The organism is Janthinobacterium sp. GW821-FHT03A03 (genome assembly GCF_059421435.1).
The window spans coordinates 270,684-293,510 of sequence record NZ_JBWKUZ010000003.1 but is presented as its reverse complement, the minus strand read 5'-3'; the positions used below and the strand labels follow the sequence as shown (position 1 = coordinate 293,510).

Annotated in this window: 19 protein-coding genes; 15 read left to right on the top strand and 4 right to left on the bottom strand. The window is 64.4% G+C overall.

Annotation, left to right across the window (positions count from 1 at the left end; translation table 11 throughout):
- The first annotated feature begins 86 nt into the window (after positions 1 to 86).
- From AC07VI_RS10810 to AC07VI_RS10800, 3 genes are read left to right on the top strand one after another with little or no spacing between them, the layout of a single operon-like run.
- A complete protein-coding gene (locus AC07VI_RS10810) occupies positions 87 to 1,571 on the top strand; it encodes an NCS1 family nucleobase:cation symporter-1 (protein WP_086145123.1) in 1,485 nt (494 codons plus the stop codon).
- Positions 1,572 to 1,592: 21 nt separating this feature from the next.
- Positions 1,593 to 2,984 (top strand): dihydropyrimidinase, encoded by a 1,392-nt coding sequence (gene hydA, locus AC07VI_RS10805; RefSeq protein WP_492992626.1) that lies wholly within the window; start codon positions 1,593 to 1,595, stop codon positions 2,982 to 2,984.
- A 15-nt stretch (positions 2,985 to 2,999) separates the two neighbouring features.
- A complete protein-coding gene (locus AC07VI_RS10800; protein ID WP_086145125.1) occupies positions 3,000 to 4,235 on the top strand; it encodes a Zn-dependent hydrolase in 1,236 nt (411 codons plus the stop codon).
- 3 nt (positions 4,236 to 4,238) lie between these two features.
- On the opposite strand, the gene AC07VI_RS10795 is transcribed toward AC07VI_RS10800, so the two are convergent.
- From AC07VI_RS10795 to AC07VI_RS10785, 3 genes are all read right to left on the bottom strand, one after another.
- Positions 4,239 to 5,513: a DUF445 domain-containing protein gene (locus tag AC07VI_RS10795; protein ID WP_492992628.1), complete on the bottom strand. Its 1,275-nt coding sequence runs from the start codon at positions 5,511 to 5,513 to the stop codon at positions 4,239 to 4,241.
- 5 nt (positions 5,514 to 5,518) lie between these two features.
- Positions 5,519 to 7,282: an allantoate amidohydrolase gene (locus AC07VI_RS10790; protein ID WP_099374744.1), complete on the bottom strand. Its 1,764-nt coding sequence runs from the start codon at positions 7,280 to 7,282 to the stop codon at positions 5,519 to 5,521.
- A 73-nt stretch (positions 7,283 to 7,355) separates the two neighbouring features.
- Positions 7,356 to 8,294 carry a LysR family transcriptional regulator gene (locus tag AC07VI_RS10785; RefSeq protein WP_034754583.1) on the bottom strand — a complete coding sequence of 313 codons (939 nt, stop codon included), beginning with the start codon at positions 8,292 to 8,294 and terminating at the stop codon, positions 7,356 to 7,358.
- Between the two features lie 131 nt (positions 8,295 to 8,425).
- Here AC07VI_RS10785 and AC07VI_RS10780 point away from each other — a divergent pair, with 131 nt between their 5' ends.
- From AC07VI_RS10780 to AC07VI_RS10735, 10 genes are all read left to right on the top strand, one after another.
- Complete coding sequence (locus AC07VI_RS10780; RefSeq protein WP_492992631.1) at positions 8,426 to 9,658, top strand: urate hydroxylase PuuD; 1,233 nt, start codon at positions 8,426 to 8,428, stop codon at positions 9,656 to 9,658.
- A complete protein-coding gene (locus AC07VI_RS10775; RefSeq protein WP_086145129.1) occupies positions 9,655 to 10,887 on the top strand; it encodes a M20/M25/M40 family metallo-hydrolase in 1,233 nt (410 codons plus the stop codon). Before AC07VI_RS10780 ends, AC07VI_RS10775 begins: the two co-directional genes overlap by 4 nt.
- Before the next feature lie 64 nt (positions 10,888 to 10,951).
- On the top strand, positions 10,952 to 12,313 hold the full coding sequence (locus tag AC07VI_RS10770; protein ID WP_492992633.1) for an amidase: 1,362 nt from the start codon (positions 10,952 to 10,954) through the stop codon (positions 12,311 to 12,313).
- A 128-nt stretch (positions 12,314 to 12,441) separates the two neighbouring features.
- Positions 12,442 to 13,734, top strand: coding sequence for a paraquat-inducible protein A (locus AC07VI_RS10765; RefSeq protein ID WP_492992635.1), 1,293 nt, complete (start codon positions 12,442 to 12,444; stop codon positions 13,732 to 13,734).
- Positions 13,727 to 15,364, top strand: coding sequence for a PqiB family protein (locus AC07VI_RS10760; protein ID WP_086145131.1), 1,638 nt, complete (start codon positions 13,727 to 13,729; stop codon positions 15,362 to 15,364). The genes AC07VI_RS10765 and AC07VI_RS10760 overlap by 8 nt, the downstream gene beginning before the upstream one ends.
- On the top strand, positions 15,361 to 15,957 hold the full coding sequence (locus tag AC07VI_RS10755; protein WP_226936056.1) for a PqiC family protein: 597 nt from the start codon (positions 15,361 to 15,363) through the stop codon (positions 15,955 to 15,957). The genes AC07VI_RS10760 and AC07VI_RS10755 overlap by 4 nt, the downstream gene beginning before the upstream one ends.
- 47 nt (positions 15,958 to 16,004) lie before the next feature.
- The gene (locus AC07VI_RS10750; RefSeq protein ID WP_226936058.1) at positions 16,005 to 16,403 is read left to right on the top strand and encodes a DUF2946 domain-containing protein; all 399 of its coding nucleotides are present in this window, start codon (positions 16,005 to 16,007) and stop codon (positions 16,401 to 16,403) included.
- 77 nt (positions 16,404 to 16,480) lie between these two features.
- Positions 16,481 to 18,595, top strand: coding sequence for a TonB-dependent receptor family protein (locus tag AC07VI_RS10745; RefSeq protein ID WP_226936060.1), 2,115 nt, complete (start codon positions 16,481 to 16,483; stop codon positions 18,593 to 18,595).
- Between the two features lie 8 nt (positions 18,596 to 18,603).
- Positions 18,604 to 19,944, top strand: a complete 1,341-nt coding sequence (locus tag AC07VI_RS10740; RefSeq protein ID WP_086145172.1) for a PepSY-associated TM helix domain-containing protein — start codon at positions 18,604 to 18,606, stop codon at positions 19,942 to 19,944.
- Positions 19,945 to 20,000: 56 nt separating this feature from the next.
- Positions 20,001 to 20,384, top strand: coding sequence for a hypothetical protein (locus tag AC07VI_RS10735; RefSeq protein WP_086145173.1), 384 nt, complete (start codon positions 20,001 to 20,003; stop codon positions 20,382 to 20,384).
- A gap of 6 nt (positions 20,385 to 20,390) precedes the next feature.
- On the opposite strand, the gene AC07VI_RS10730 is transcribed toward AC07VI_RS10735, so the two are convergent.
- Positions 20,391 to 21,305, bottom strand: a complete 915-nt coding sequence (locus tag AC07VI_RS10730; RefSeq protein ID WP_099374785.1) for a LysR family transcriptional regulator — start codon at positions 21,303 to 21,305, stop codon at positions 20,391 to 20,393.
- Positions 21,306 to 21,407: 102 nt separating this feature from the next.
- Between AC07VI_RS10730 and AC07VI_RS10725 the strand changes: the two genes are divergently transcribed.
- Entirely contained in the window at positions 21,408 to 22,517 is a 1,110-nt protein-coding gene (locus AC07VI_RS10725; RefSeq protein WP_086145133.1) for a muconate/chloromuconate family cycloisomerase, read from the top strand.
- Between the two features lie 9 nt (positions 22,518 to 22,526).
- The gene (gene catC, locus AC07VI_RS10720) at positions 22,527 to 22,817 is read left to right on the top strand and encodes a muconolactone Delta-isomerase (RefSeq protein ID WP_086145134.1); all 291 of its coding nucleotides are present in this window, start codon (positions 22,527 to 22,529) and stop codon (positions 22,815 to 22,817) included.
- Positions 22,818 to 22,827: the final 10 nt, after the last annotated feature.

Here is a 22,827-nt window from a genome sequence, read left to right as displayed (position 1 = left end):
TTTTATAAACAGTTGCCTAACTTTGCAGTAAGCTAGGCCGCAGCCGTTTCTAAAACGCCCAACCTCCCAACCGATGGAGCATCCCTGTGAACCACGACTATTCAGGCAACACGCAACTCTGGAATGAAGACCTGGCGCCCACCACGGCGGCGCAGCGCACCTGGCGCTGGTATCACTTTGCCGCGCTGTGGGTGGGCATGGTGATGTGCATTCCCGCCTACACCCTGTCGGCCAGCCTGATCGACAGCGGCATGTCCGGTTACCAGGCCGTGCTCACGGTATTTCTCGCCAACGCCATTGTGCTCTTGCCGATGCTGCTGATCGGTCATGCGGGCACCAAGTACGGCATTCCGTATGCGGTGCTGGCGCGCGCCTCGTTCGGCACCATGGGCGCGCGCCTGCCCGCGCTGATGCGCGCCATTGTCGCCTGCGGCTGGTATGGCATCCAGACCTGGTTCGGCGGGCAGATGATCTACACCCTGATGGGCGTGCTGATGGGGCATGAACTGGGCGGCGAGAAGATAGCGGGCCTGGGCATCAACGGCAGCCAGTTGCTGTGCTTCCTGGCCTTTTGGGCCATCCAGTTTTATTACATCCTGCACGGCATGGAATCGATTCGTAAACTCGAAACCTATACGGCGCCGCTGAAAATCCTCATCTGCTTCGTGCTGCTGTACTGGGTGCACAGCAAGGCCGGCGGCGTCGCCAGCCTGCTGGACCAGCCATCGCAATTCATCCCCGGCGGCAAGAAGGCGGGCCAGTTCTGGAGCGTCTTCTGGCCGTCGCTCACCGCCATGGTGGGGTTCTGGGCCACCTTGGCCTTGAACATTCCCGACTTCACGCGTTTCGCCAAGACGCAGCGCGACCAGATCGTGGGCCAGTCGGTCGGCCTGCCCGTGCCCATGGGATTGCTGGCCATGCTGGCCGTGATCGTTACCGCCGGTTCGGTCGTCATGTACGGCAAGGCCATCTGGGACCCCGTCGACCTGGCCAGCCGCATGACGGGCGCCGCCGTGCTGATCGCGCTGATCATCCTCCTGATCGACACCGTCAGCGTCAACCTGGCGGCCAACCTGGTGGGGCCGGCCTACGACTTTTCCTCGCTGGCGCCGAAGCAGATTTCGTACAAGATGGGGGGCTACATCACGGCCTTCATCGCCATCGTCATGATGCCGTGGAAGGTGCTTGAATCGACGCAGGGCTATATCTTTACCTGGCTGATCGGCTACTCGGCCCTGCTGGGCCCCATCGCCGGCATCCTCATCGTCGACTATTACTTTGTGCGCAAGACGCAGCTCGACGTCAGGCAGTTGTACCGCGACGATGGCGTCTACTCGTACGGCAGTGGCTGGAACATGGCGGCGTTGATCGCCTTTGTCATCGCCGTGCTGCCGAATATCCCGGGCTTTTTGAACGCAGCCTTTCCCACGGCGTTTCCCGGCGTGGGCGAAGGCTTCAAAGCCGTCTACACCTATGCCTGGTTCGTGGGCGTGGCCATCGCCGCGGTCGTTTACGGCGTCATGATGAAGGGCAAAGTGGTGGCGCACGCGCAGCAGGCGCCGCAGTCCTGATCTTTTCGAGAAGGAGACAAGATGACCATACTGATACGTGGAGGGACCGTCGTCAACGCCGACCGCGCGTTTCGCGCCGATGTGCTGATCGAGGGCGACACCATCGCCGCCGTCGGCGAGAATCTGGCGCTGCCGGCCGGCGCCACCGTGATCGACGCGGGCGGCCTGTACGTGATGCCGGGCGGGATAGACACGCATACGCACATGAACCTCCCTTTCATGGGTACCGTGACGGCCGACGATTTTTTCACGGGCACGGCGGCGGGACTGGCGGGCGGCACCACCACCATCATGGACTTCGTTATCCCCGCGCCGAAGCAATCGCTGATCGAGGCGTATCACCAGTGGCGCGCGTGGTCGGCCAAGGCGGCCGGCGACTACACCTTCCACGTGGCGATCACCTGGTGGAGCGAACAGGTACATGAAGAGATGGGCATCCTCGTGCGTGAGCATGGCGTGAACAGCTTCAAGCACTTCATGGCCTATAAAAACGCCATCATGGCCGATGATGAAACCCTGGTGAAGAGCTTTACCCGCTCGCTGGAACTGGGAGCGCTGCCCACTGTGCATGCGGAGAATGGCGAGCTGGTTTTTCAATTGCAGCAAGCCTTGCTGAAGAAGGGGATTACCGGGCCGCAGGCGCATCCGCTGTCGCGCCCACCGGCCGTGGAAGCCGAGGCGGCCAACCGCGCCATCGCCATCGCCAATGTCTTGAATACCCCCGTGTACATCGTGCACGTTTCGTGCGCCGAGTCGCTCGACGCCATCACGCGCGCGCGCGCCAACGGCCAGCGCGTGTATGGCGAAGCGTTGGCGGGCCACCTGGTGATCGACGACAGCGTCTATCAGAGCGACGATTTCGATTATGTGGCGGGCCACGTCATGAGCCCGCCGTTCCGCGGCAAGCACCATCAGGCGGCCTTGTGGCACGGCCTGCAAAGCGGCAACTTGCACACGACGGCCACCGACCACTGCACCTTTTGCGCCGAGCAGAAGGGGGCCGGCAAGAACGACTTTACGCGCATCCCGAACGGCTGCGGCGGCGTCGAGGAACGCATGGCCGTGGTGTGGGATGCGGGCGTCAATTCCGGCATGCTCACGCCGTCCGACTTCGTCAAGGTGTCATCGACCAATGCGGCGCAAATCTTCAATATGTATCCACGCAAGGGCGTCATCGCCGCAGGCAGCGATGCCGACATCGTGCTGTGGGACCCGCAAGGCACGCGCACCATTTCCGCCGCCACGCAGTTCGCCAAAGGGGGCTTCAACGTCTTCGAAGGGCGCACCGTGCGCGGCATTCCCCGCACCACGATTGCCGCCGGCAAGGTGGTGTTCCACCAGGGCGAACTGACGGCCGTCGAGGGTGCAGGGCGCTATATCGAACGCCCGGCGTTTACCGCCACCACCGCATGAATTCAGGAGACAATAATGGATGATCTACGCATTAATGGCGAACGGTTGTGGGCGGCCCTGATGGAACTGGCGCGTATCGGCGCGACGGCGAAGGGCGGCGTCAAGCGCCTGGCCCTGACGGACCTCGACAAGGAAGGCCGCGACCTGGTGGTGCGCTGGGGCAGGGAGGCGGGCATGAGCATCACGATCGACCAGATCGGCAATGTCTTTATGCGCCGCGACGGCACCGACAATACCTTGCCGCCCGTGATGACGGGCAGCCACATCGATACGCAGCCCACGGGCGGCAAGTTCGACGGCAATTACGGCGTGCTGGCGGGCCTGGAAGTGGTACGCACCCTGAACGATCTGAAGATCAAGACGCGATCGCCGATCGAGGTGGCCTTCTGGACCAACGAGGAAGGTTCGCGCTTCGTGCCGGTGATGATGGGCTCGGGCGTATTTTGCGGCGCCTTCTCGCTCGAGACGGCGTATGCAGCCAAGGACACGGAAGGCAAGACCGTGGGCGAGGAGCTGGCGCGCATCGGATACAAGGGTGAGCAGGTGCCGGGCGACCATCCCATCGGCGCCTATTTTGAAACGCATATCGAGCAGGGACCCGTGCTGGAAGACGCCGATAAAATCATCGGCGTGGTGCCGGCCGTGATGGGCCTGTCGTGGTACGACTGCGTGGTGACGGGCATGGAAGCGCATGCCGGTCCCACGCCCATGGGCTTGCGCAAGGATGCGCTGCAGGTGGCCACCACCATCATGCAGGAAGTCGTCGCCATTGCCAACCGCTACCCGCCGTACGGGCGCGGCACGGTGGGTATGGTGCAGGTCTTCCCGAACAGCCGCAACGTGATCCCCGGCGAGGTCAAGTTCAGCATCGACCTGCGCAACGTGAACGACGAACTGCTCAATACCATGCATGGCGAGATCACGGCTTTCATCGACGCCACGCGCGAAAAAACAGGCTTGGGAATTTCACTGGAAAGGGTGTCCTATTACCCGCCATGCCCGTTCCACCCCGACTGCGTGGGCGCCGTGCGCAATGCGACTGAAAAACTCGGCTACTCCGTGATGGACGTGGTGTCCGGCGCCGGCCACGACGCCATCTACGCTGCCAGGCTGGCGCCAGCCGGCATGATCTTCGTGCCGTGCAAGGACGGCATCAGCCACAATGAAATCGAAGATGCCAGGCCCGAGCACCTGGAAGCGGGCTGCAATGTGCTGCTGCATGCGATGCTGGAGCGGGCCGTGGTCGTTTAAGCGTTACATTGCGCGTAGCAGCGCGATCAGCTGCGAGCTGCCAAACAGCAGCAGGCCGATGGCGCCGCCCACGATAGTGCCATTGATGCGGATGTATTGCAGATCCTTGCCGATCTGTAGTTCGATTTGGCGCGACATATCCTGTGGGTCCCAGTTCTTGACGGTGTCGCCGATGTGGCGCGTGAGGAACTGCGCAAAATCGGGGGCCATGGAGCGAGCCGCATCCTGCATCCGTTCATTGAGCGAGGCGCGCAACTGCGCGTTGTGCGCCAGCTCCCTGCCGATCCAGGCGCCCATGCCGGCGACTCGCCCATGCAGCACGGAGTCGCTGGATTCGAGATCGCGTTTCAGCCAGGAGCGCAATTGCTCCCACAGGCCGTACAGATACTGCGTCAGCAGCGTGTCATTCTGCAGCTGCGCGCGGATCGCTTCGCCCCGCGCGAGAAAGGCGGGATCGGTTTTCAGGCGCAAGACCAGCTGTTGCATGGCCTCGTCGACCTTGTGTCTGAGCTGGTGAGCGGGATCCTGGGCAATGCGGCGCAAGGTGGCGTCGAGGGCGCCGGCGATCAGTTCCGCGCCATGCTCCCCCAGCCATGATGTCGGCAGGACCTTTTCCTTGCGTGGATGTTCCGTTTTGAGCCAGCTGATGATGCTGTCGGCAATCAGCTCGCGACTGTGCGGTTCGCGCATCACCGTCACCAGCTTGTCGATGATATCGTCGAGCAGGGCCTGGTGGCGTCCGTCGGCCGTCAGCGCTTCCAGCAACGCTGCTGCCGATTGCGACAGGTCTACCTTGTCGAGCGCCGCGTCGAACGCCTTTTTCATGAAGGGCCGTATGCGCTCGTCGTCCGTCATGTCCAGAGCTGTACCCAGCAGCTTTGTCAGGTAGCTGCCCAGCAGGCTGGTATTGGCCGGTGCCGTCAGCCATTCGCCTATCATTCTGGCCGGATCGTGCTTCTCGATCAGGGCCAGCAGCGATGCCGTATCGAGGAACTTGTCCCGGACGAAGGTGGCCAGATTGACGGCAATCCTGTCTTTTTCCCTGGGGATGATGTTCGTATGGCGTGAAATGAAGGGGATGGGAATTTTGCGGAACAGGGCGGTGACGGCGAACCAGTCGGCCAGCGCGCCGACCATGGCCGCCTCCGACACCGCTTTCAATGCATCGACCAACAGGCTGCGCGGCAGGCAGGCCGTGACGACAAACAGGACGCTGGCGGCCAGCAGGAAGGACAGTGCCAGGCGCTTGCTGCGCCGTAGTTCGACGGCCTTGTCCATGGCGCTCAAGCCAGCGCGGGCTTGGCTTGGAAGTTGCGCAGGAACGCCAGCAGCGCCTGCGCCGCGATATCGGCGTCGTCGGCCGTCATGGTTTCCAGCGGGTTGTGGCTGATACCTCCATTGCCGCAGCGGGTAAACAGCATCGCCACGTCGGTGATGGCGGCCATGGCCATGGCGTCGTGGCCGGCGCCCGACAGCAGCGCATACGGTGCGATGCCGACGGATTCCACGGCTTGCGCCAGCTGCGCCATCAACCATGGCGCGCATGGCGCCGCGCGCGCCGACAGCAGCAGTTCCAGCTGGTAGTCGATCTGGCGCCGCGCGCAGACGGCGGCGATGCCATCGAGAATATCGTCGACGGCAGCCTGGCGTACCGCATCGCTGGCCGCGCGGATGTCGAGCGACAGCGTGCAGGCACCGGCGATCACGTTGACGGAGCCGTTGGGCACGTTCAGTTGGCCCACTGTGCCTACCAGTGCCTCGCCCTGGCTGCAACGCTGCTCCACCAGAAGGATGATTTCGGCCGCCGCGCTGGCCGCATCCTTGCGCATGCTCATGGGCGTGGTGCCCGCATGGCTGGCCACGCCACCAAGATTGACCAGGTAGCGCGAGCTGCCGGCGATCGCCGTGACGATGCCCAGCGGCAGGTCGCGCTCCAGCAGCACCGGGCCCTGTTCGATATGCACCTCCACATAGCCAAGCAAGTCGCTGGCATCGCGCGCGATGGCGCTGATGGCCGCCGCTTCGTGGCCGGCAGCGGCCAGCGCCTCGCGCATGCTCACGCCGTCCGCATCACGCTGTTCCAGCAGCGACAGGTCGAACTTGCCCGTGACGGCCGTGCTGCCGAGGAAGGTGCTCTTGAAGCGCACGCCTTCCTCCTCGGCGAAGCCGACGACCTCGAAATGAAACGGCAGCTTTTCGCCCCGTTCGTGCAGGTGGCGCACGACGGCGATCGGCAGCACGATGCCCAGGCGGCCATCGTACTTGCCGCCGTTGCGCACGGTGTCGTAGTGCGATCCCGTCATCAGGGTTTTGGCGCCGGAATTGTCGGACAGATAGCGGCCGACGACATTGCCGACGGCGTCGATCTCCACCTGCATGCCTGCGTCCCGCATCCAGTCGGCCAGCTGCGCCGCCGTTTTGCGGTGCGCCGGCGTCAGGTAGGCGCAGGTCAGGTTGTAATCGCTGTCGCTCCAGCCGGCCAGGGTTTCCGCCTGCTGCATGATGGCTGGGCCAAACTCCAGGCGTACGTCGAACAGCTCGTTCAGGCGCAGTTCGGCGATGCGCTTGATTTGCCGCAGCGACTCGGCCAGTTCGTCGGCGCGCCGGTTCTTCAGGCGCCGCGCAAACGTGGCGATGATGTCCTGCCGCGTCAAGCCTTCACCGGTCGGCCCTTTGACGGCCAGGATGAAGGGAAAGCCGAACTTGGCGTTGTATTCGCTGTTGAGGTGTTGCAGGGTGGCAAATTCCTCGGGGCTGCACAGGTTCAGGCCGGACTTGGCCTGTTCGCGCGTCGATTCCGCCGTCAGCTGGCCTGCGATGGCGGCCTTGCCGGCCAGTTCAGGGTGGGCGCGGATCAGGCCCAGCTGCTCTTCGGGCGAGGCTTGCGCCAGCACGCGCTGCAGCGCCGTCTTGAGGGCCGTCAGGCTGGCAAACGGCCGGGCGGCAGCCGCGCGCAGGGGTATCCAGGGCGAGTGTTCGTAGATGCCATGCAAGTGCGCGATAAAATCGGCCTGGCTGCCGGCGTTCAGGTCTGAAAGGGTGGTCATGGTTTTCCGATCATGCAAGCGGTGATGATAGCGCCCTGTTCCGGCATCCATTATATGCGCGCGCTGATAGCGGCTATCGCTGCACCAGCGCCTTGGCGGCCGCGCTGACCTGGTCGCGCAGCCATTTGTGTTCGGGCGCCTGGTGCACGCGCTGGTGCCACAGCTGGTAAAAACGCATTGGCGGGAATTTCAGGGGGACGGTGTACGTTTTCAGCGGCAGGGTCTTTTCATAGAAGCGCATGAATTGCCGCCCCGTCGTCAGTACCAGGTCCGTCTGCGTCAGCATGTAGGGAATCAGGCCGAAATACGCCGATTCCACCACCACGTTGCGCTGCAGGTTCTGCCGCTCGAGGAAGGAGTCGATCACGCCGTGGTAGCCGGGCATCATCTGCGACGGCGCCACATGGGGCAGGCTCAGATAATCGTCGAGGGTCATGGCATCGCTGGCCGTGCGGCGGGCATAGGCGTTTTCCGCATGCATGGCGCAGATGATGGGGTCTTCGAACAGCTTCGAGATGTGCAGATGGGCGGGCGGCTCGTCCCAGTTGGCGATCACCAGGTCCAGGCCGCCGTCGGAGAGCTGGCGGATATGATCGATGCCCGGCCCCAGGCTATGCAGCACGACGCGGCTTTTCGGCGAACCGCGGCGCAGCAAGGCCACGACGTTGGGCAGGAACTGGCTGTCCAGGTAATCGGGCGCGGCGATATGGAAGGTGCGCGCTTCTTCCTGCGCCACGAACGGCGTCTTCTTGACGAACAGGCTTTCCGTCTGGTCGAGGATGCGCTTGGCCGGATTGAGCAGGCTTTCGCCGTGCTGGGTCGGCACCATGCCGCGCGCGCCGCGCACCAGCAGCGGGTCGCCCGTCAATTCGCGCAGCTTGCGCAGGGAGGCGGAAATCGACGGCTGCGGCTGATTGAGTTTGAGCGCCACGCGCGAGACATTCTTTTCCACCAGCAGCAGGTAAAGGATGCGGATCAGGTGCAGGTCGAGGTGTTGCGGCAGGCTGGACATGTGGCGGCGGCTTTGTTGTATATCAATTTGAATATGTCAAATATACGATAGTTTTCATGTGGCGGGCGGCAAATCCGTTTATCTTGTGTAGATTGGCATGAATATTGGTTCAGTCTGACTCAAGGAAATGTATGGAAGTCTTCGCTTACCTGATCCCGTATGGCCTTGAATGGCTGAACCTGATCGTCCGCTGGTTGCACGTCATCACGGGCATCGCCTGGATCGGCGCTTCCTTTTATTTCGTCTGGCTCGACAATTCCATACGTCCGCCCGCACCCGGCTCCGAGCTGGCGAAGAAAGGCGTCTCGGGCGAACTGTGGGCCGTGCATGGCGGCGGCTTCTACAATCCGCAGAAATACCTGGTGGCGCCTGCCGAACTGCCGAAAGAGTTGCACTGGTTCAAGTGGGAAGCGTATTCCACCTGGCTGTCCGGTTTTGCGCTGCTGACCATCGCCTACTATTTCAATGCGCAGGCCATGATGATCGACAAGGCCGTGGCCGATATCAGCAGCGGCCAGGCCGTCGGCATCGGCATCGCCACCCTCGTCATCGGCTGGACCGTGTACGACCTGCTGTGCCGCTCGAAGCTGGCGCAATATGAATTGTGGTTCGGCGTGACGGTGTTTGCGCTGATCGTCGGCGCCGCGTACGTGCTCACGCATTTGCTCAGCGGGCGCGCCGCCTACATCCACGTGGGCGCCATGATAGGCACCATCATGGTGGCCAATGTGCTGATGCTGATCATTCCCGGCCAGCGCAAGATGGTCGAAGCCATGGCCGCCGGCAAGCTGCCCGATCCCGAACATGGCCTGAAAGCCAAGCAGCGCAGCGTGCATAACAATTATTTTACGTTGCCCGTGCTGTTCATCATGATCAGCAACCACTACGCGATGACCTACCGCAACGACCATGCCTGGCTGGTGCTGGCGCTGATCATGGCAGCCGGCGTCTTCATCCGCCACTTCTTCAACCTGCGTCACAAGGGCCGTGTCGAGTGGCGCTATCCGGCCCTCGGCGTGGCCCTGCTGGTGGGCGTGGCCGTGGCCATCGCGCCCAAGGCACCCGTGGTCGCGGCGACCGCGCCGGCGGTGGACCCGGCAGCGCAATTCGTGGCCGTGCATGCCATCATCGCCCAGCGCTGCGCCACCTGCCATTCGGCACAGCCAACGCAAGCGGGTTTCGCCACGGCGCCGGCCGGCATGATGCTGGATAATGAAACGGAGATTCGCCAGCACGCGGCGCAAATCTACAAGCAGGCCATCGAATTGAAGGCCATGCCGATCGGGAACCTGACGAATATGACGGAGGCCGAGCGCAGCAAACTGGGCGCCTGGCTGCAACAGACCATGCAAGGAGAGAAATGACTACGCAAGCGGAAAAAATCACGGCCTGGATCGATGACCACTTCGACGAGGAGGTCGCCTTTTTACAGCAGGTGGTGCAGCAGCCGACGGATACGCCGCCCGGCAACAACGCGCCCCATGCGGAGCTGGTCGCGCAACTGCTGCAGGCGTATGGCTGGAACGCCGAACAGCATGCCGTGCCAGCGGACCAGGTCGAAGCGTACGGCATGCAGAGCATCACCAACCTGATCGTGCGCCGGCCGTATGCGGCAGGCGGACCGACGGTGGCCCTGAATGCGCATGGCGACGTGGTGCCGCCCGGCGACAACTGGACGTATCCGCCATACGGCGGCCAGATCGACGGCGGCTATATCTACGGCCGCGCGACGGCCGTGTCGAAAGGCGATTTCGCCACCTATGTGTTTGCCGCGCGCGCCCTCGAAGCGCTGGGCATACCCCTGAAGGGGCAGCTGGAACTGCATTTTACCTACGACGAGGAATTCGGCGGCTTGCTGGGGCCGGGCTGGCTGCTGGAACAGCAGCTGACGAAGCCCGATTTCGTCATCGCCGCCGGTTTCAGCTACGGCATCGTCACGGCGCACAACGCCTGCCTGCAGCTGGAGATCACCGTGCACGGCAAGGCGGGACATGGCTCCATGCCGGAAACGGGCCACGATGCGCTGCAGGCGGCCAACAAGATCCTCAACGCCATTTACGGCCAGTTGCCGGAACTGAAGAAGATCAAATCGAAAGTTGCCGGCATCGACTCGCCCACCATGCTGGTGGGCCGCATCGACGGCGGCACGAATACGAATGTGGTGCCGGGCAAGGTCGTCATGAAGATGGATCGCCGCATGATCCCGGAGGAAGATCCGGTGGCGGTGGAAGCGCAGGTACGCGCGCTGATCGAAGACGCCGTGCGGGGCGAGCCCGGCATCCGCATCGAGATCCGCCGCCTGCTGCTGTCGCATGCGCTGCGGCCCTTGCCCGGTTCCGAGCAGCTGGTCGGCAGCCTGCAAAAGAATGCGCAAGCCATCCTCGGCGAGACGATACCCGCCGTCGGCACGCCCCTGTATGCCGATGCGCGCCTGTATGGCGAGCGGGGCATCCCCGCCGTGCTGTATGGCGCCGGCCCGCGCACGGTGCCCGAGTCGAACGCGAAGAAGGCCGACGAGCGCCTGGCGCTCGATGATTTGCGCAAGGCCAGCAAGATCGTCGCCCTGACCCTGCTCGACTTCCTGGCCGGCTGACAGGGCGGCGACCATGCCGCTGGCATCCGGTAAGATGCATGCCTGGGAAATCGGGGGAGGCAGCATGGATGTGACTGGCAAGAAGACGATAAGGGAACTGGCGGCCGACCTGGCCGCCAACCGCATCACCAGCGTGGCATTGACGCAGCAGATGCTGGCGCGCGCCGAGGCGCACCGGGCGCAGGGCGGTTTTGCCTATGTCAGCCTCGATGGCGAACAGGCGTTGATGGAAGCGCGGGCCAGCGATGCGGCGCGCGCCGCCGGCATCGTTGCCTCGCCCTTGGCCGGCATCCCCATTTCGATCAAGGACCTGTTCGACGTCAGGGGGCAAACCAGCAGCGCCGCCTCGCTGGCGCTGGCCGATGCGCCGTCCGCCGATGCCGATGCGCTTGCCGTGGCGCGCCTGCGCGCGGCCGGCGCCGTCCTGCTGGGCCGCACCAACATGAGCGAATTCGCATTCTCCGGCCTGGGCTTGAATCCCCATTACGGCACGCCGCGCAATCCGCACGACGGCGCGCGCGTGGCGGGCGGCTCCACCTCGGGCGGGGCCGTCACGGTGGCGTTGGACATGGCGGCCGGCGCGCTGGGCACGGATACGGGCGGCTCGATCCGCATTCCATCGGCCTTTTGCGGCCTGACCGGGTTCAAGCCGACGGCGGCCAGTGTCTCGCTCGACGGTACTGTGCCCTTGTCGCGCTCCCTCGATTCGGTCGGCCCCATCGTGCACAGCGTCGATTGCTGCGCCATTTTGTACGCAGCGCTGTCGGGCCATGAAATCGGCGCGCAGGCGCCGGCACTGAAAGGCTTGCGCTTCGGCTTTACCCTGGACTACGTCGGCACGCACGTGGAGCCGCAGGTGCAGCAGGCTTTCGACGCCGCGCTGGACAAGCTGCGGCAAGCCGGCGCCCTGGTGGAACGGTTTGACTTTCCCGAATTGCTGGAGCTGCCGACGATCAATGGCGGCGGCGGCCTGGTGGCGGCGGAAGCCTGGCACTGGCACAGGGCGTTACTGGAAGAGAAGGGCGCACAGTACGACCAGCGCGTGGCGGCGCGTATCCGCCGCGGCCAGCAGCAGGGCGCGGCGGACTACATCGACGTGCTCGATGCGCGCGCACGCCTGATCGCCATCGCGAAACAGCGCCTGGCGCCGTTCGACGCCTGGCTGATGCCCAGCGTGGCCATTCTGGCGCCGCAGCTCGCGCCGCTGGAAGCGGACGACGCCACCTTCTTTGCCACGAACGGCCTGGTGCTGCGCAACGCCAGCGTGATCAACTTCCTCGACGGCTGCGCGCTGTCGCTGCCTTGCCATGCCGACGGCGAGCTGCCCGTGGGCCTGGGCATCTGCGGCCTGGCCGGCGCCGACGATACAGTGTTGCAGATCGGCCGCGCCGTGGAGGCGTTGTTGCGGGCGAGTGGAAAAGAATAGTGCCGTAGTGCAGGAAAATGCCAATTCTGTCATGATGGCTGGCATTGACATGGGATAGTCGCGCTGCGGGCGCCGGCAAACTTCACACTGTGCACCGATACGACCTGATTAGCTGTCATGACTGCGGCGTGCTGTACCGCAAACGTGCGCTGCGTCCGCGCGAAAAGGCGCGCTGCTTCCGTTGCCGCTCGGTGCTGTATCGCGGCGCCCACGCGCGCGGCGCATCGGCCGAATTGAGCAAGGTGGTGGCGCTGACCCTCGGCGCCGCGTTCGTCTTCCTGATTGCCCAGTTTTTCTCCATCGTCGAACTCGACGTCAATGGCCTGACCTCCAGTGCTACCTTGCTCGGTTCCATCCGCGTGCTGTGGTCCGAGCAGATGCACATCGTGGCGACGATGGTCTTCCTGTTTACCATCCTCTTTCCCGCCATCGAACTCGGCTCGCTGCTGTATGTGGCGCTGGGCTTGCGCGGCGGCGTGAAGGTACCCGGCTTTCACCGCGTGCTGCGCGCCGTGCAGACGGCGCGCGAGTGGGGCATGACGGAGGTGCTGATGATCGGCATCCTGATCACGGTTGTCAAGATGACCAGCCTGGCCACGGTGGTGCCGCAACCAGGCCTGTTTGCGTTTGGTGCGCTGACCCTGTTGCTGGCCATCGTCGTCTCCTTCGACCCCAAGGCCCTGTGGAACCTGGGCGACGAGCTGACGCGCCAGGCGCTGCCCGGCATCCGCTACAAGGCTTTCTCGCCCGGTGAGAAGGTGGTGCCCTGCCATGCCTGCGGTCTGGTAGCGCCGCCGCAGGGCGCGGGAAAGCATTTGCAGTGTGCCCGCTGCGGTTCGGCCCTTCACGTGCGTAAACCAGACAGCATCAACCGCACCTGGGCCTTGCTGATCGCCGCCATGATCCTCTACATTCCCGCCAACCTGCTGCCCGTGATGGTCACGCAATCGCTGTTCGGCGCGCAGGACGACACCATCATGAGCGGCGTCGTGCTGTTCTGGACCAGCGGCTCGAAAGGTCTCGCCATCATCATTTTCATCGCCAGCGTGGTCGTGCCGATGCTCAAGCTGGGCGTGCTGGCGCTGCTGGCGTTCACGGCGCAGCGGCGTTCGCGCTGGCGGCCCCGCCAGCGCACCATTTTGTACCGCATGGTCGAATTCATCGGCCGCTGGTCCATGCTCGACATCTTTGTGGTCACCCTGACGGTGGCGCTGGTGCGCTTCAAGTCGCTGGCCGTGATCACGGCCGGCCCCGGCGCGCTGGCCTTTGGCGCCGTGGTGGTGCTGACCATGCTGGCGGCGATGCAGTTCGACCCGCGCCTGATCTGGGACCCCGTCGACGGACAGGTGCCTGGCGAGGAAGAACCCGTGGTGGTGGCAAATACCGGAAACAATACAGTGATTGGAGAACAGCATGTCTGACAAAGAAGCGGGCGACCTTGCCGCAACCGGCGCGCCAGCAGCAGCGCTGCTGCCCGAACCTGATGTGGACCCTGCCAGCCGCTGGCTGCCGTCGCTGGTGTGGCTCATCCCGCTGCTGGCCGCGCTGATCGGCGCCGGCCTGGCCGCCAAGTCCATCCTCGACCAGGGGCCCACGGTGACGGTCAGCTTCAAGAGCGCTGAAGGCCTGGAGCCGGGCAAGACCAAGGTCAAGTACAAGGATGTCGATATCGGCCAGGTGCGCGCCATCACCCTGGGCGACGACTTGAGCAAGGTGCTCGTGACGATCGACATGAGCAAGGAAGCGCGGCGCTTCGCCACCGCCGATTCGCGCTTCTGGGTGGTGCGCCCGCAGATCGGCGCCAGCGGCGTGACGGGCCTGGGCACTTTGCTGTCGGGCGCCTACATCGGCGTCGACACGGGCAAGTCGGAGCAGAAGAAGGAAAACTTCGTCGGCATGGAGAGTCCGCCCGCCGTGGCCGGCGACCAGAAGGGCAAGCTGTACACCCTGCATGCCGATAGCCTGGGCTCCGTCGACGTGGGTTCGCCCCTGTTCTTCCACCGCCTGCGGGTGGGCAAGGTGGTCAGCTTCGCGCTGGACAAGGACGGCAACGGCATCACCATGTCGGTCTTCGTCAATGCGCCGTACGACCAGTTCGTCGGCAAGGATGCGCGCTGGTGGCATGCCAGCGGCGTTGACGTGCGCCTCGATTCCAACGGCTTCAAATTGAATACGCAATCGCTGGCGGCCATGCTGGTGGGCGGCATCGCCTTCGAGGCGGAAAACGGCCGCAAGCCCGTCGAACCGGCGCCGGCCGGCACCAGTTACCGCCTGGCGGCCGACGAGGCCAGCGCCATGCGCGAGCCCGACGGCGAGGCGATCACCACCGTGTTCTATTTCGACCAATCGCTGCGCGGCTTGCAGCCCGGCGCCACGGTCGATTTCCGCGGCATCGTGCTGGGCGAGGTGCGCTCGGTCGGCATTGAGTTCGACCCCATGAAGAAGAACTTCCGCATGCCCGTCACCGTCAACCTGTATCCGGCCCGCCTGGGCATGCGCTTCAAGGCGGCCGTCGACGATGCGGAAGGCTCGGCCGGCCACCAGCTGCTCGAACGCATGGTCAGCCGCGGCTTGCGCGCGCAGCTACGCACGGGCAACCTGCTGACCAGCCAGCTGTACATTGCGCTGGACTTCTTCCCGAAGGCGCCGAAGGTGGCGCTCGATCCGCACAGGTATCCGCTGGAGGTGCCGACCGTGCCCAATACCCTCGATGAATTGCAGACGCAGATCGCCAGCATCGCCCGCAAGCTCGATCAGGTGCCGTATGCGGAGATCGGCAACAACCTGAACGTCACGATCAAGCAGGCAAATACCCTGTTCAAGCAGCTCGATGGCCAGGTGGTGCCGGAAATGCGCGATACCCTGACGGCGGCGAAGCAGACCTTCGGCACGGCCGAACAGGTGCTGCAAAAGGATTCGCCGCTGCAGTCGGACGTGCGCCAGGCCTTGCAGCAGCTGACGCAGACCCTGCAATCGCTCAATGCCCTGTCGGATTACCTGGAGCGCCACCCCGAGGCCCTGATTCGTGGCAAAAAAGGAGATGAAAAATGATGAAGCCGATGTTTGCCGCGCTGCTGGCGGCCATCCTGCTGGGCGCCTGCTCCACGCCCCAGCCCGAGCATTTCTACACGCTCAGCGGCGGCGCCGACGCGCAGCCGGCCAAGCCCGTCAAATACTATGTCGAGGTGCTGGCCGTCAGCGTGCCGCAGCAGGTGAGCCGCAACCAGTTCGTGGTGACGGCGCCATCGGGCCGCATCGAACTGCTGGAGCAGCGGCGCTGGGCGGGGCCGCTGGCCGGCGAGATCGGCCAGGCCCTGTCGACGGCCGTGACGAACGACCTGGGCGCCATCGATGTGTTCCGCACGCCATACCCGGACAAGCTGCCCGTGTATCGCATCAGCACCAATGTGCAGCGTTTCGAGTCCGTGATGGGCCAGTATGCGCTAATCGATGCCGTGTGGAGCGTGCGCCAGCTGGCCAGCAACAAGGTGGTCACTTGCCGCACGATCGCCAATGAAAAGGTGGGCGCCGGCTACGATGAACTGGTGCTCGGTCACCGCCGCGCCGTGAACCGCATCGCCGCCGATGCGGCCAGCGTCGTGCGTGCTTTTGACAACGGCAACGCCGCCTGTCCGGCCGCCTGAACCGCTTTCCGCTACCCACTCCCGGCAGCCGCTGGTAAAATGCGGCCATGGGAATGACCTTGTTCACGCGCCGCTTTGCCGCCTGGATCGCCTGTTTCGCGATCCTGCTGGCGGCGCTCGCGCCGTCGATTTCCCAGGCCGTCGCCAGCGCCAAGCAGGAATCCGGCTCCGGCTGGGCAGAAATATGCTCGGTGGCCGGCATCCGTTTTGTCCAGGTCGATGATGGCGGTGTCGACGGCAAGTCCGGCGACAAGGTCATGCAGATGGAGCATTGCGCCTTCTGTTCCACGCATGCGGGTTCCGTCGGCTTGCCGCCGGCCAGTCCCGTGCTGCCGTTGCTTGTGGCCAGCGGCACGGCCATCTTCCCGGCCCTGTACTACCAGTCCCCGTCACCGCTGTTCATCTGGTCCACCGCGCAGTCGCGCGCGCCGCCCGGTCTCATTTAAGTTTTTGCATTTTCAATGCTGGCGCTGTCCACCTTGCGGTGTGACGTCCCGCATCCGCACACTTAAACGAGAATCACATGAACAAGAAATTATTGATGCTGGCGGCAGCCATCGCCCTGGCCTATCCCTGCGTGCACGCGCAGCAATTTGACCACGCCATCGACACGGTCGTCGTTTCCGGCTCGCGCGCGCAATCGTGGCTGTCCGAGACGCCGCAGGCGATCGGCGTCGTCAACGCCAAAATCCTGGAGCGCGACAAGCCCAGGACCATGGGCGATATCCTCAACCGCATCGCCGGCGTGTACTGGAATGACCTGGGCAACGAGCAGCACAGCATGAGCATCCGCCAGCCCATCGGCACGAATGCCGTCTACCAGTACCTAGAAGACGGCATTCCTATCCGCCCGCTGGGCGTCTTCAACCACAACTCGCTCAACGAGATGAACATGGCGGGGGCCAGCGGCGTGGAAGTGGTGAAGGGCGCCGCCTCGTCGCTGTACGGCAGCAATGCCGTCGGCGGTGCCGTCAATTTCCTCACGGCCGGTGCCAGCGCCACGCCGACGGCAAGCGCGGGCGTGCGGCGCGACAACGTGGGCGGCTTCACCCGCTACGATACGGCCGCCAGCGATACCTGGGGGCCGCTGGGACTGCGCTTTTCCCATTACAGTTCGCGCCGTTCGCGCGATAACTGGCAAGAGTACAGCTATGGCGACAAGGATTCGTTCTCGCTGCGCGCCGATTATGCGCTCGGCCCCGCGTCGCAGCTGCGCGCCACCATCGTGCACACGGATCTCGATGCAGCCATGACGGGCAGCCTGTTCGAGAACGATTACCGCAGCAATCCCGGCAAGAGTCTCAATACCTTCACCTACCGCAAGGACAAGACGACGCGCATGAACCTGGCATGGGAGGGCGCGACGACTGCCAATGGCACGAGTACCGTCACCGTGTTTACGCGCAAGAACGACCACGGGCAGATTCCCGCCTACTCCATCGGCAGTTGCGCGGGCATGCTGTGCAAGGGCGTCATCAACAATAATCACGTTGATTCGCTGGGGCTGGACGTGAAACACCAGCAGGAGTTCACGTGGTTGCGTTCGCGCCTGGTCGCCGGCGTGTATGTCGACAAGAGCGATAATCCCTTTGTCAGCGACAATCTCTCCATCGTGCGCGATGCCGCCACGGGCCGCTACCTGCGCTATACGCTGGCCAACGCGTCCAATCCGCAGGGCGTGCGCGTCTACCAGACGGACATTTTGAACACGGCCGTCTTCGCGCAGTGGGAATTGACGCCGCTGGCGGGCACGCGCGTGGTGCTGGGCGGCCGCTCTGACGCCATCCGCTACGATTACCACAACAAGCTGGCGCCCGGCGGCAGCGTCAATTACGGCGCCCCCGACGAGTCGCGCAGTTTTTCGCATGTGAGCCCGAAGCTGGGCGCCACCTATGCCATCGGTCGTGCGGGCAGCGTGTATGCGAACGTCAGCCAGGGCTTCACGCCGCCCGAAGTGAGCCAGCTGTATGGCAAGACGGGCATCGCCGACCTGCAGCCGTCCGTCTACAACAACTATGAACTGGGCTTGCGCTGGGCCTTTTTGCAGGGCCGCTTGAAACTCGACACGGCCCTGTACCGCCTCGACGGGCGCGACACCATCGTCAGCTACACGCTCTCGCCGGGGAACAGCGAAAACCGCAATGCGGGACGCACGCGCAGCGAAGGCCTGGAGCTGGGCCTGAACTACGACAGCGGCCTGTTCGATGCGCGCTTCGCCACGGCCATCGCGCGCCACCGCTACCTGCGCTACCAGGTCTCCAGTACCCTCGATTACAGCGGCCGCGCCATGCCGCAGGCGCCGCGCGACGTCACCTCAGTCGAAATCGGCTACAAACCCGTGGCGGGTGCGCGTATCGCAGTCGAAGCCGTGCACCAGGGCCGCTACTGGATGAACAACGCCAACACGGTGGAGTACAAGGGCCACGCCTTGCTGAACCTGCGCGCCAGCTATCAGGTCGCGCGCGGGCTGGAAGCGTGGGCGCAGGTGCGCAATGTGGCCGATAAACGCTATGCCGATTCGGCCAGCAGCAGTTATGCGGGCACGGGTAGCTATGCGCCGAACAGCCAGAATCAGTACACGCCCGGCGCGCCGCGCAGCGTGATGCTGGGCCTGTCCTATACCTATAACGCACTGTGAGGATGGCCATGGACGACGCAACTTTTCTCATCGCGCGGCGCAAAAGCCTGTACTGGCGCATCCACTTCTGGGCCGCGCTGATTGCCTCGCCATTCGCGCTGGTGGCTACCCTGACGGGCATTTTGTATGTGTTCACGCCGCAGATCGAGGCAAGGCTGTACCAGCACCTCGATCACGTGGCGCCGCAAGCGTCCATGCTGCCGCTGGACGCCGCCGTGGCGGGGGCGGAACGGGCGGCCCCGCGCGGCTGGGCGGTGCAGCACGTGGTGCCGCCGTTTCAACAGGACGACGCAGTGCAGGTGGCGTTCGCGCCGCCCGGCGGCGCGCAGGATGAACATGCGGGCCATGGCGGACATGCCGCACCGGTCAAGCCAAAATTCGGCCTGCCCGCGCAAGCCGTCATCGTGTATGTGAATCCCTACGATGCGCGCGTCTTGGGCAGCCTGGCCAGCAGCGAACGCTTCGGCAACTGGGCGAAGAAACTGCATTCGCGGCTGCTGCAAAACGATGGCTGGCGCTGGATGATCGAGCTGGCGGCCAGCTGGCTGATGGTGATGCTGGTGACGGGCGTGGTGCTGTGGTGGCCGCGCGGCGCGCAAGCGGGCTTGCCGAAGCGGGGCGCGCGGGGGCGCAATGGCTGGCGCCAGTGGCATGCCTTTCTCGGCGTCGCGCTCGGCATCGTCAGCATCGTGATCCTGACGACGGGCCTGACGTGGAGCCAGCAGGCGGGCGGGCGCATTCGCACGCTGCGCGACGTCAGCGGCCAGGCGCCGCCGCCCGTGCCGCGGGGCCTGCACTCAATCGAGGAGGGCGCTCCGCTCGACTGGCAGGATGCGTGGCGGGTGGCGCGCAGCCATGCGCCGGCCATCGCCGTGCAGCTGACGGCGCCGGCCAGCCAGGACGATGTGTGGCGCGCCACCATGGCCGACCGCAGCCAGCCCACCTTGCGCTTCGACCTGCAATTCGATGCCTACAGCGGCAAGCCCCTGTATTACGCGGGCTGGGAGGCGCAGACGGCGTTCGGCAAGGCGACTGCCATCGGCATCCCGTTCCACCGTGGCGAATTCGGCTGGTGGAACCAGGCCTTGCTGTTGCTGTTTGGCGCCAGCGTGCTGTTTTCACTCGTGTCGGGCTGGGTGATGTTCTTCAAGCGGCGCTTGCCGGACTCGTTGGGCTTGCCCAAGCTGCTGCCGGGCGCCTGGACCTCGCCGTCCGTGCTGGCCTGGCTGGTGGCGGCCGGCATGTGCGCGCTGATGCCGCTGCTGCTCATTTCCGCCGGCATGTTGGTGCTGCTGGAACTGTGGCTGGCAAAGTGTGGGCCGCGTGTCGGCCGTATGTGGCTGCGCTAGAATAAGGGGTGCGGCCAGGCTCGTTGCCAAGGGCCGCCCCTTTGCCTTGGCTGAACATGATATTCATCGACTTCCCCGCCCTGTCCACGCTGGCCGCCATGTCGGCCGGCGTCACGCAAAAATGCAGCTGCTGCGCCGTCCCGCTCGATGCCTGGCAACGCCTGCCCACTTCGCTGGAGCTGGACCGGTTTGAAGAAATCGGCACCCTGCGCGCAGATCCGTACGAGGAACCGACGTTTGACGAGTATCACCCGCACGGTACGCGCTATGACAGCGCCGATGCGCCCATCGCGCCGCGCTACTATCCCGCGAACCTGAGCCAGGTGGCGCGCTGCCTGGACTGTGGCCGCCACTACCTGCGCTACAACGAGGCGGGCGGCTATTTCACGGAGCTACGCATCCGCGCGCTGCGCCCGGAATTGCTGGCCGACGCGGCGTAGTCACCGCTACAGGCTTTCCTTGACGTGGGTAATGCCGTGTTCATCGTAGATCGAATACACGGCGGCGAGGAGGTCGTCCAGTTCCGGCGAGCGATCCATATGTCGCACGCTGAACAGAATCGGTGAAAAAGCATGTTTGTCGTCCAGCTTGCGGTACACGACGTTCCGGTGATGCATGGCCTGCACGCTTTCCGGCACGATCGAGATGCCCTGGCCGGCGGCGACGAGCCCCATTGCAATCTGCAGTTCGCGCACTTCCGTGACGGGACCTGGCGTGATATTGGCTTCGCTGAACATGGCCAGCACCTGGTCGGCAAAGCTGGGCCGCGGCGACTTCGGATAGACGAGCAAGGTGTCGTGCATCAGCTCCGTCAGGCACAGACCTCCCTCGCCGTGCGCCAGCCGATGGCCGGGAGGCAGGGCCACCATCATGCGCTCTTCGCGCAGCAGGATGCGGCGGATGCTGGGGTCTTCGCTTTTCAGACGTCCGAAACCCACGTCGATGCGGCCCTCCTTCAGGGCCTTGAGCTGCTCCACCGTCGTCATTTCGTGCAGTGTCACGTCCACCTCTGGATGGCGTTCGCAGTAGCGGTGCACGATATCGGGTAATTCGCCATACAGCGTCGAGGCGACGAAGCCGATCGACAAGGTCCGTTCGAGCTTGCCGATGCGCTGCGTCATGGCCTTCAGGTCGCGCACCTGGTCCAGTAGCGGCCGCGCGTGGGCGAGGAAGAACTCGCCCGCTTCCGTCAGCCGCAAGGGCCGCGAGCCCTTTTCGATCAGCGTCACGCCCAGCGTCTCTTCCAGTTGCTGCATTTGCCGGCTCAGCGGCGGCTGCGCGATATGCAGGCGCGCCGCGGCGCGCGTGAAGTTCTTTTCCTCTGCTACCGCGATGAAGTAGCGCAAGTGCCGTAATTCCATCTTCATACCTTTCAGGTATAGGTTTGATACCAACTTGGTGTTGGACGTGGCCGCATTGGGGGCATATCGTATGCTTACTCCACAGAATTATACGGAATAAATATGATTCAAAATATCGAGACCTACCTGGTCGATGTGCCAACCATCCGCCCGCACCGGATGTCCGTCGCTACCATGAATACGCAGACGCTGGTACTGGTGCGGCTGCGCTGCGCCGACGGCATCACGGGCTGGGGCGAGGCGACCACCATCGGCGGCTTGAGCTACGGCGGCGAAAGCCCGGAAAGCATCAAGACGAATATCGATACCTATATCGCGCCCCTGCTGGTCGGCATGGAAGCGAGCGAAGTGGCCAAGGCGATGGCCCTGGTGCGCAAGGTCATCCAGGGCAACCGCTTCGCCAAGTGCGCGATCGAGACGGCGCTGCTCGACGCGCAGGCGCGCCGCCTGGGCGTGCCGCTGTCGGAATTGCTGGGCGGCCGCGTGCGCAATGCGCTGCCGGTGGCCTGGGTGCTGGCCAGCGGCGACACGGCGCGCGATATCGCCGAGGGGGAAAAGATGCTGGAACTGCGCCGCCACCGCATCTTCAAGCTGAAGATCGGCATGCGCGACGTGATGGACGACGTGGCCCACGTGCTGGAGATCAAGCGGGCGCTGGGCGAACGGGCCAGCGTGCGCGTCGACGTCAACCAGGCCTGGAGCGAGATGGACGCCGTGCGCGGCATCGCCGCGCTGGAAGCGGGCGGCATCGACCTGATCGAACAACCGGTGAAGGCGGGCAACCGCGCCGCGCTGGCGCGCCTGAAGCAGCGCTTCGACGTGGCCATCATGGCCGACGAAGCCTTGCACGGCCCCGCCGATGCGCTGGCGCTGGCGCAAGCCGACGCGGCCGACGTGTATGCGGTAAAAATCACCCAGTCGGGCGGTTTGCTGCCCGCGCTGGAAGTGGCTACCGTGGCGCGCCTGGCGGGCGTCGGCCTGTACGGCGGCACCATGCTCGAAGGCGGCGTCGGCACGGCCGCCACGGCCCATGTCTGCTCGACGTTTGCCGAACTGGCCTGGGGCACGGAATTGTTCGGGCCACTGCTGCTGACGCAGGAAGTCTTGCGCGAACCGCTCGTGTACCGCGACTTCATGCTGCAGGTGCCGACGGGCCCGGGTTTGGGCGTCGAGATCGATATGGACAAGCTGCGTTCCATGCAGCGTCAATAAGGAGAAGTCATGTTATTCCATGTACGCATGAACGTGAACCTGCCGTTGAACATGCCCGCCGAGCAGGCGGCGCAGCTCAAGAAAACGGAAAAGGAACTGGCGCAGCGCCTGCAGCACGAGGGCAAGTGGCGCCACCTGTGGCGCATCGCCGGCCAGTACGCCAACGTCAGCGTCTTCGACGTGGACAGCGTGGACGAGCTGCATAATTTGCTGACCTCGCTGCCGCTGTTCCCTTACATGCAGATCGACGTGATGCCGCTGTGCCGCCATCCTTCGTCGGTGCGCGGCGACGATTCCTGAGGGAGGCATG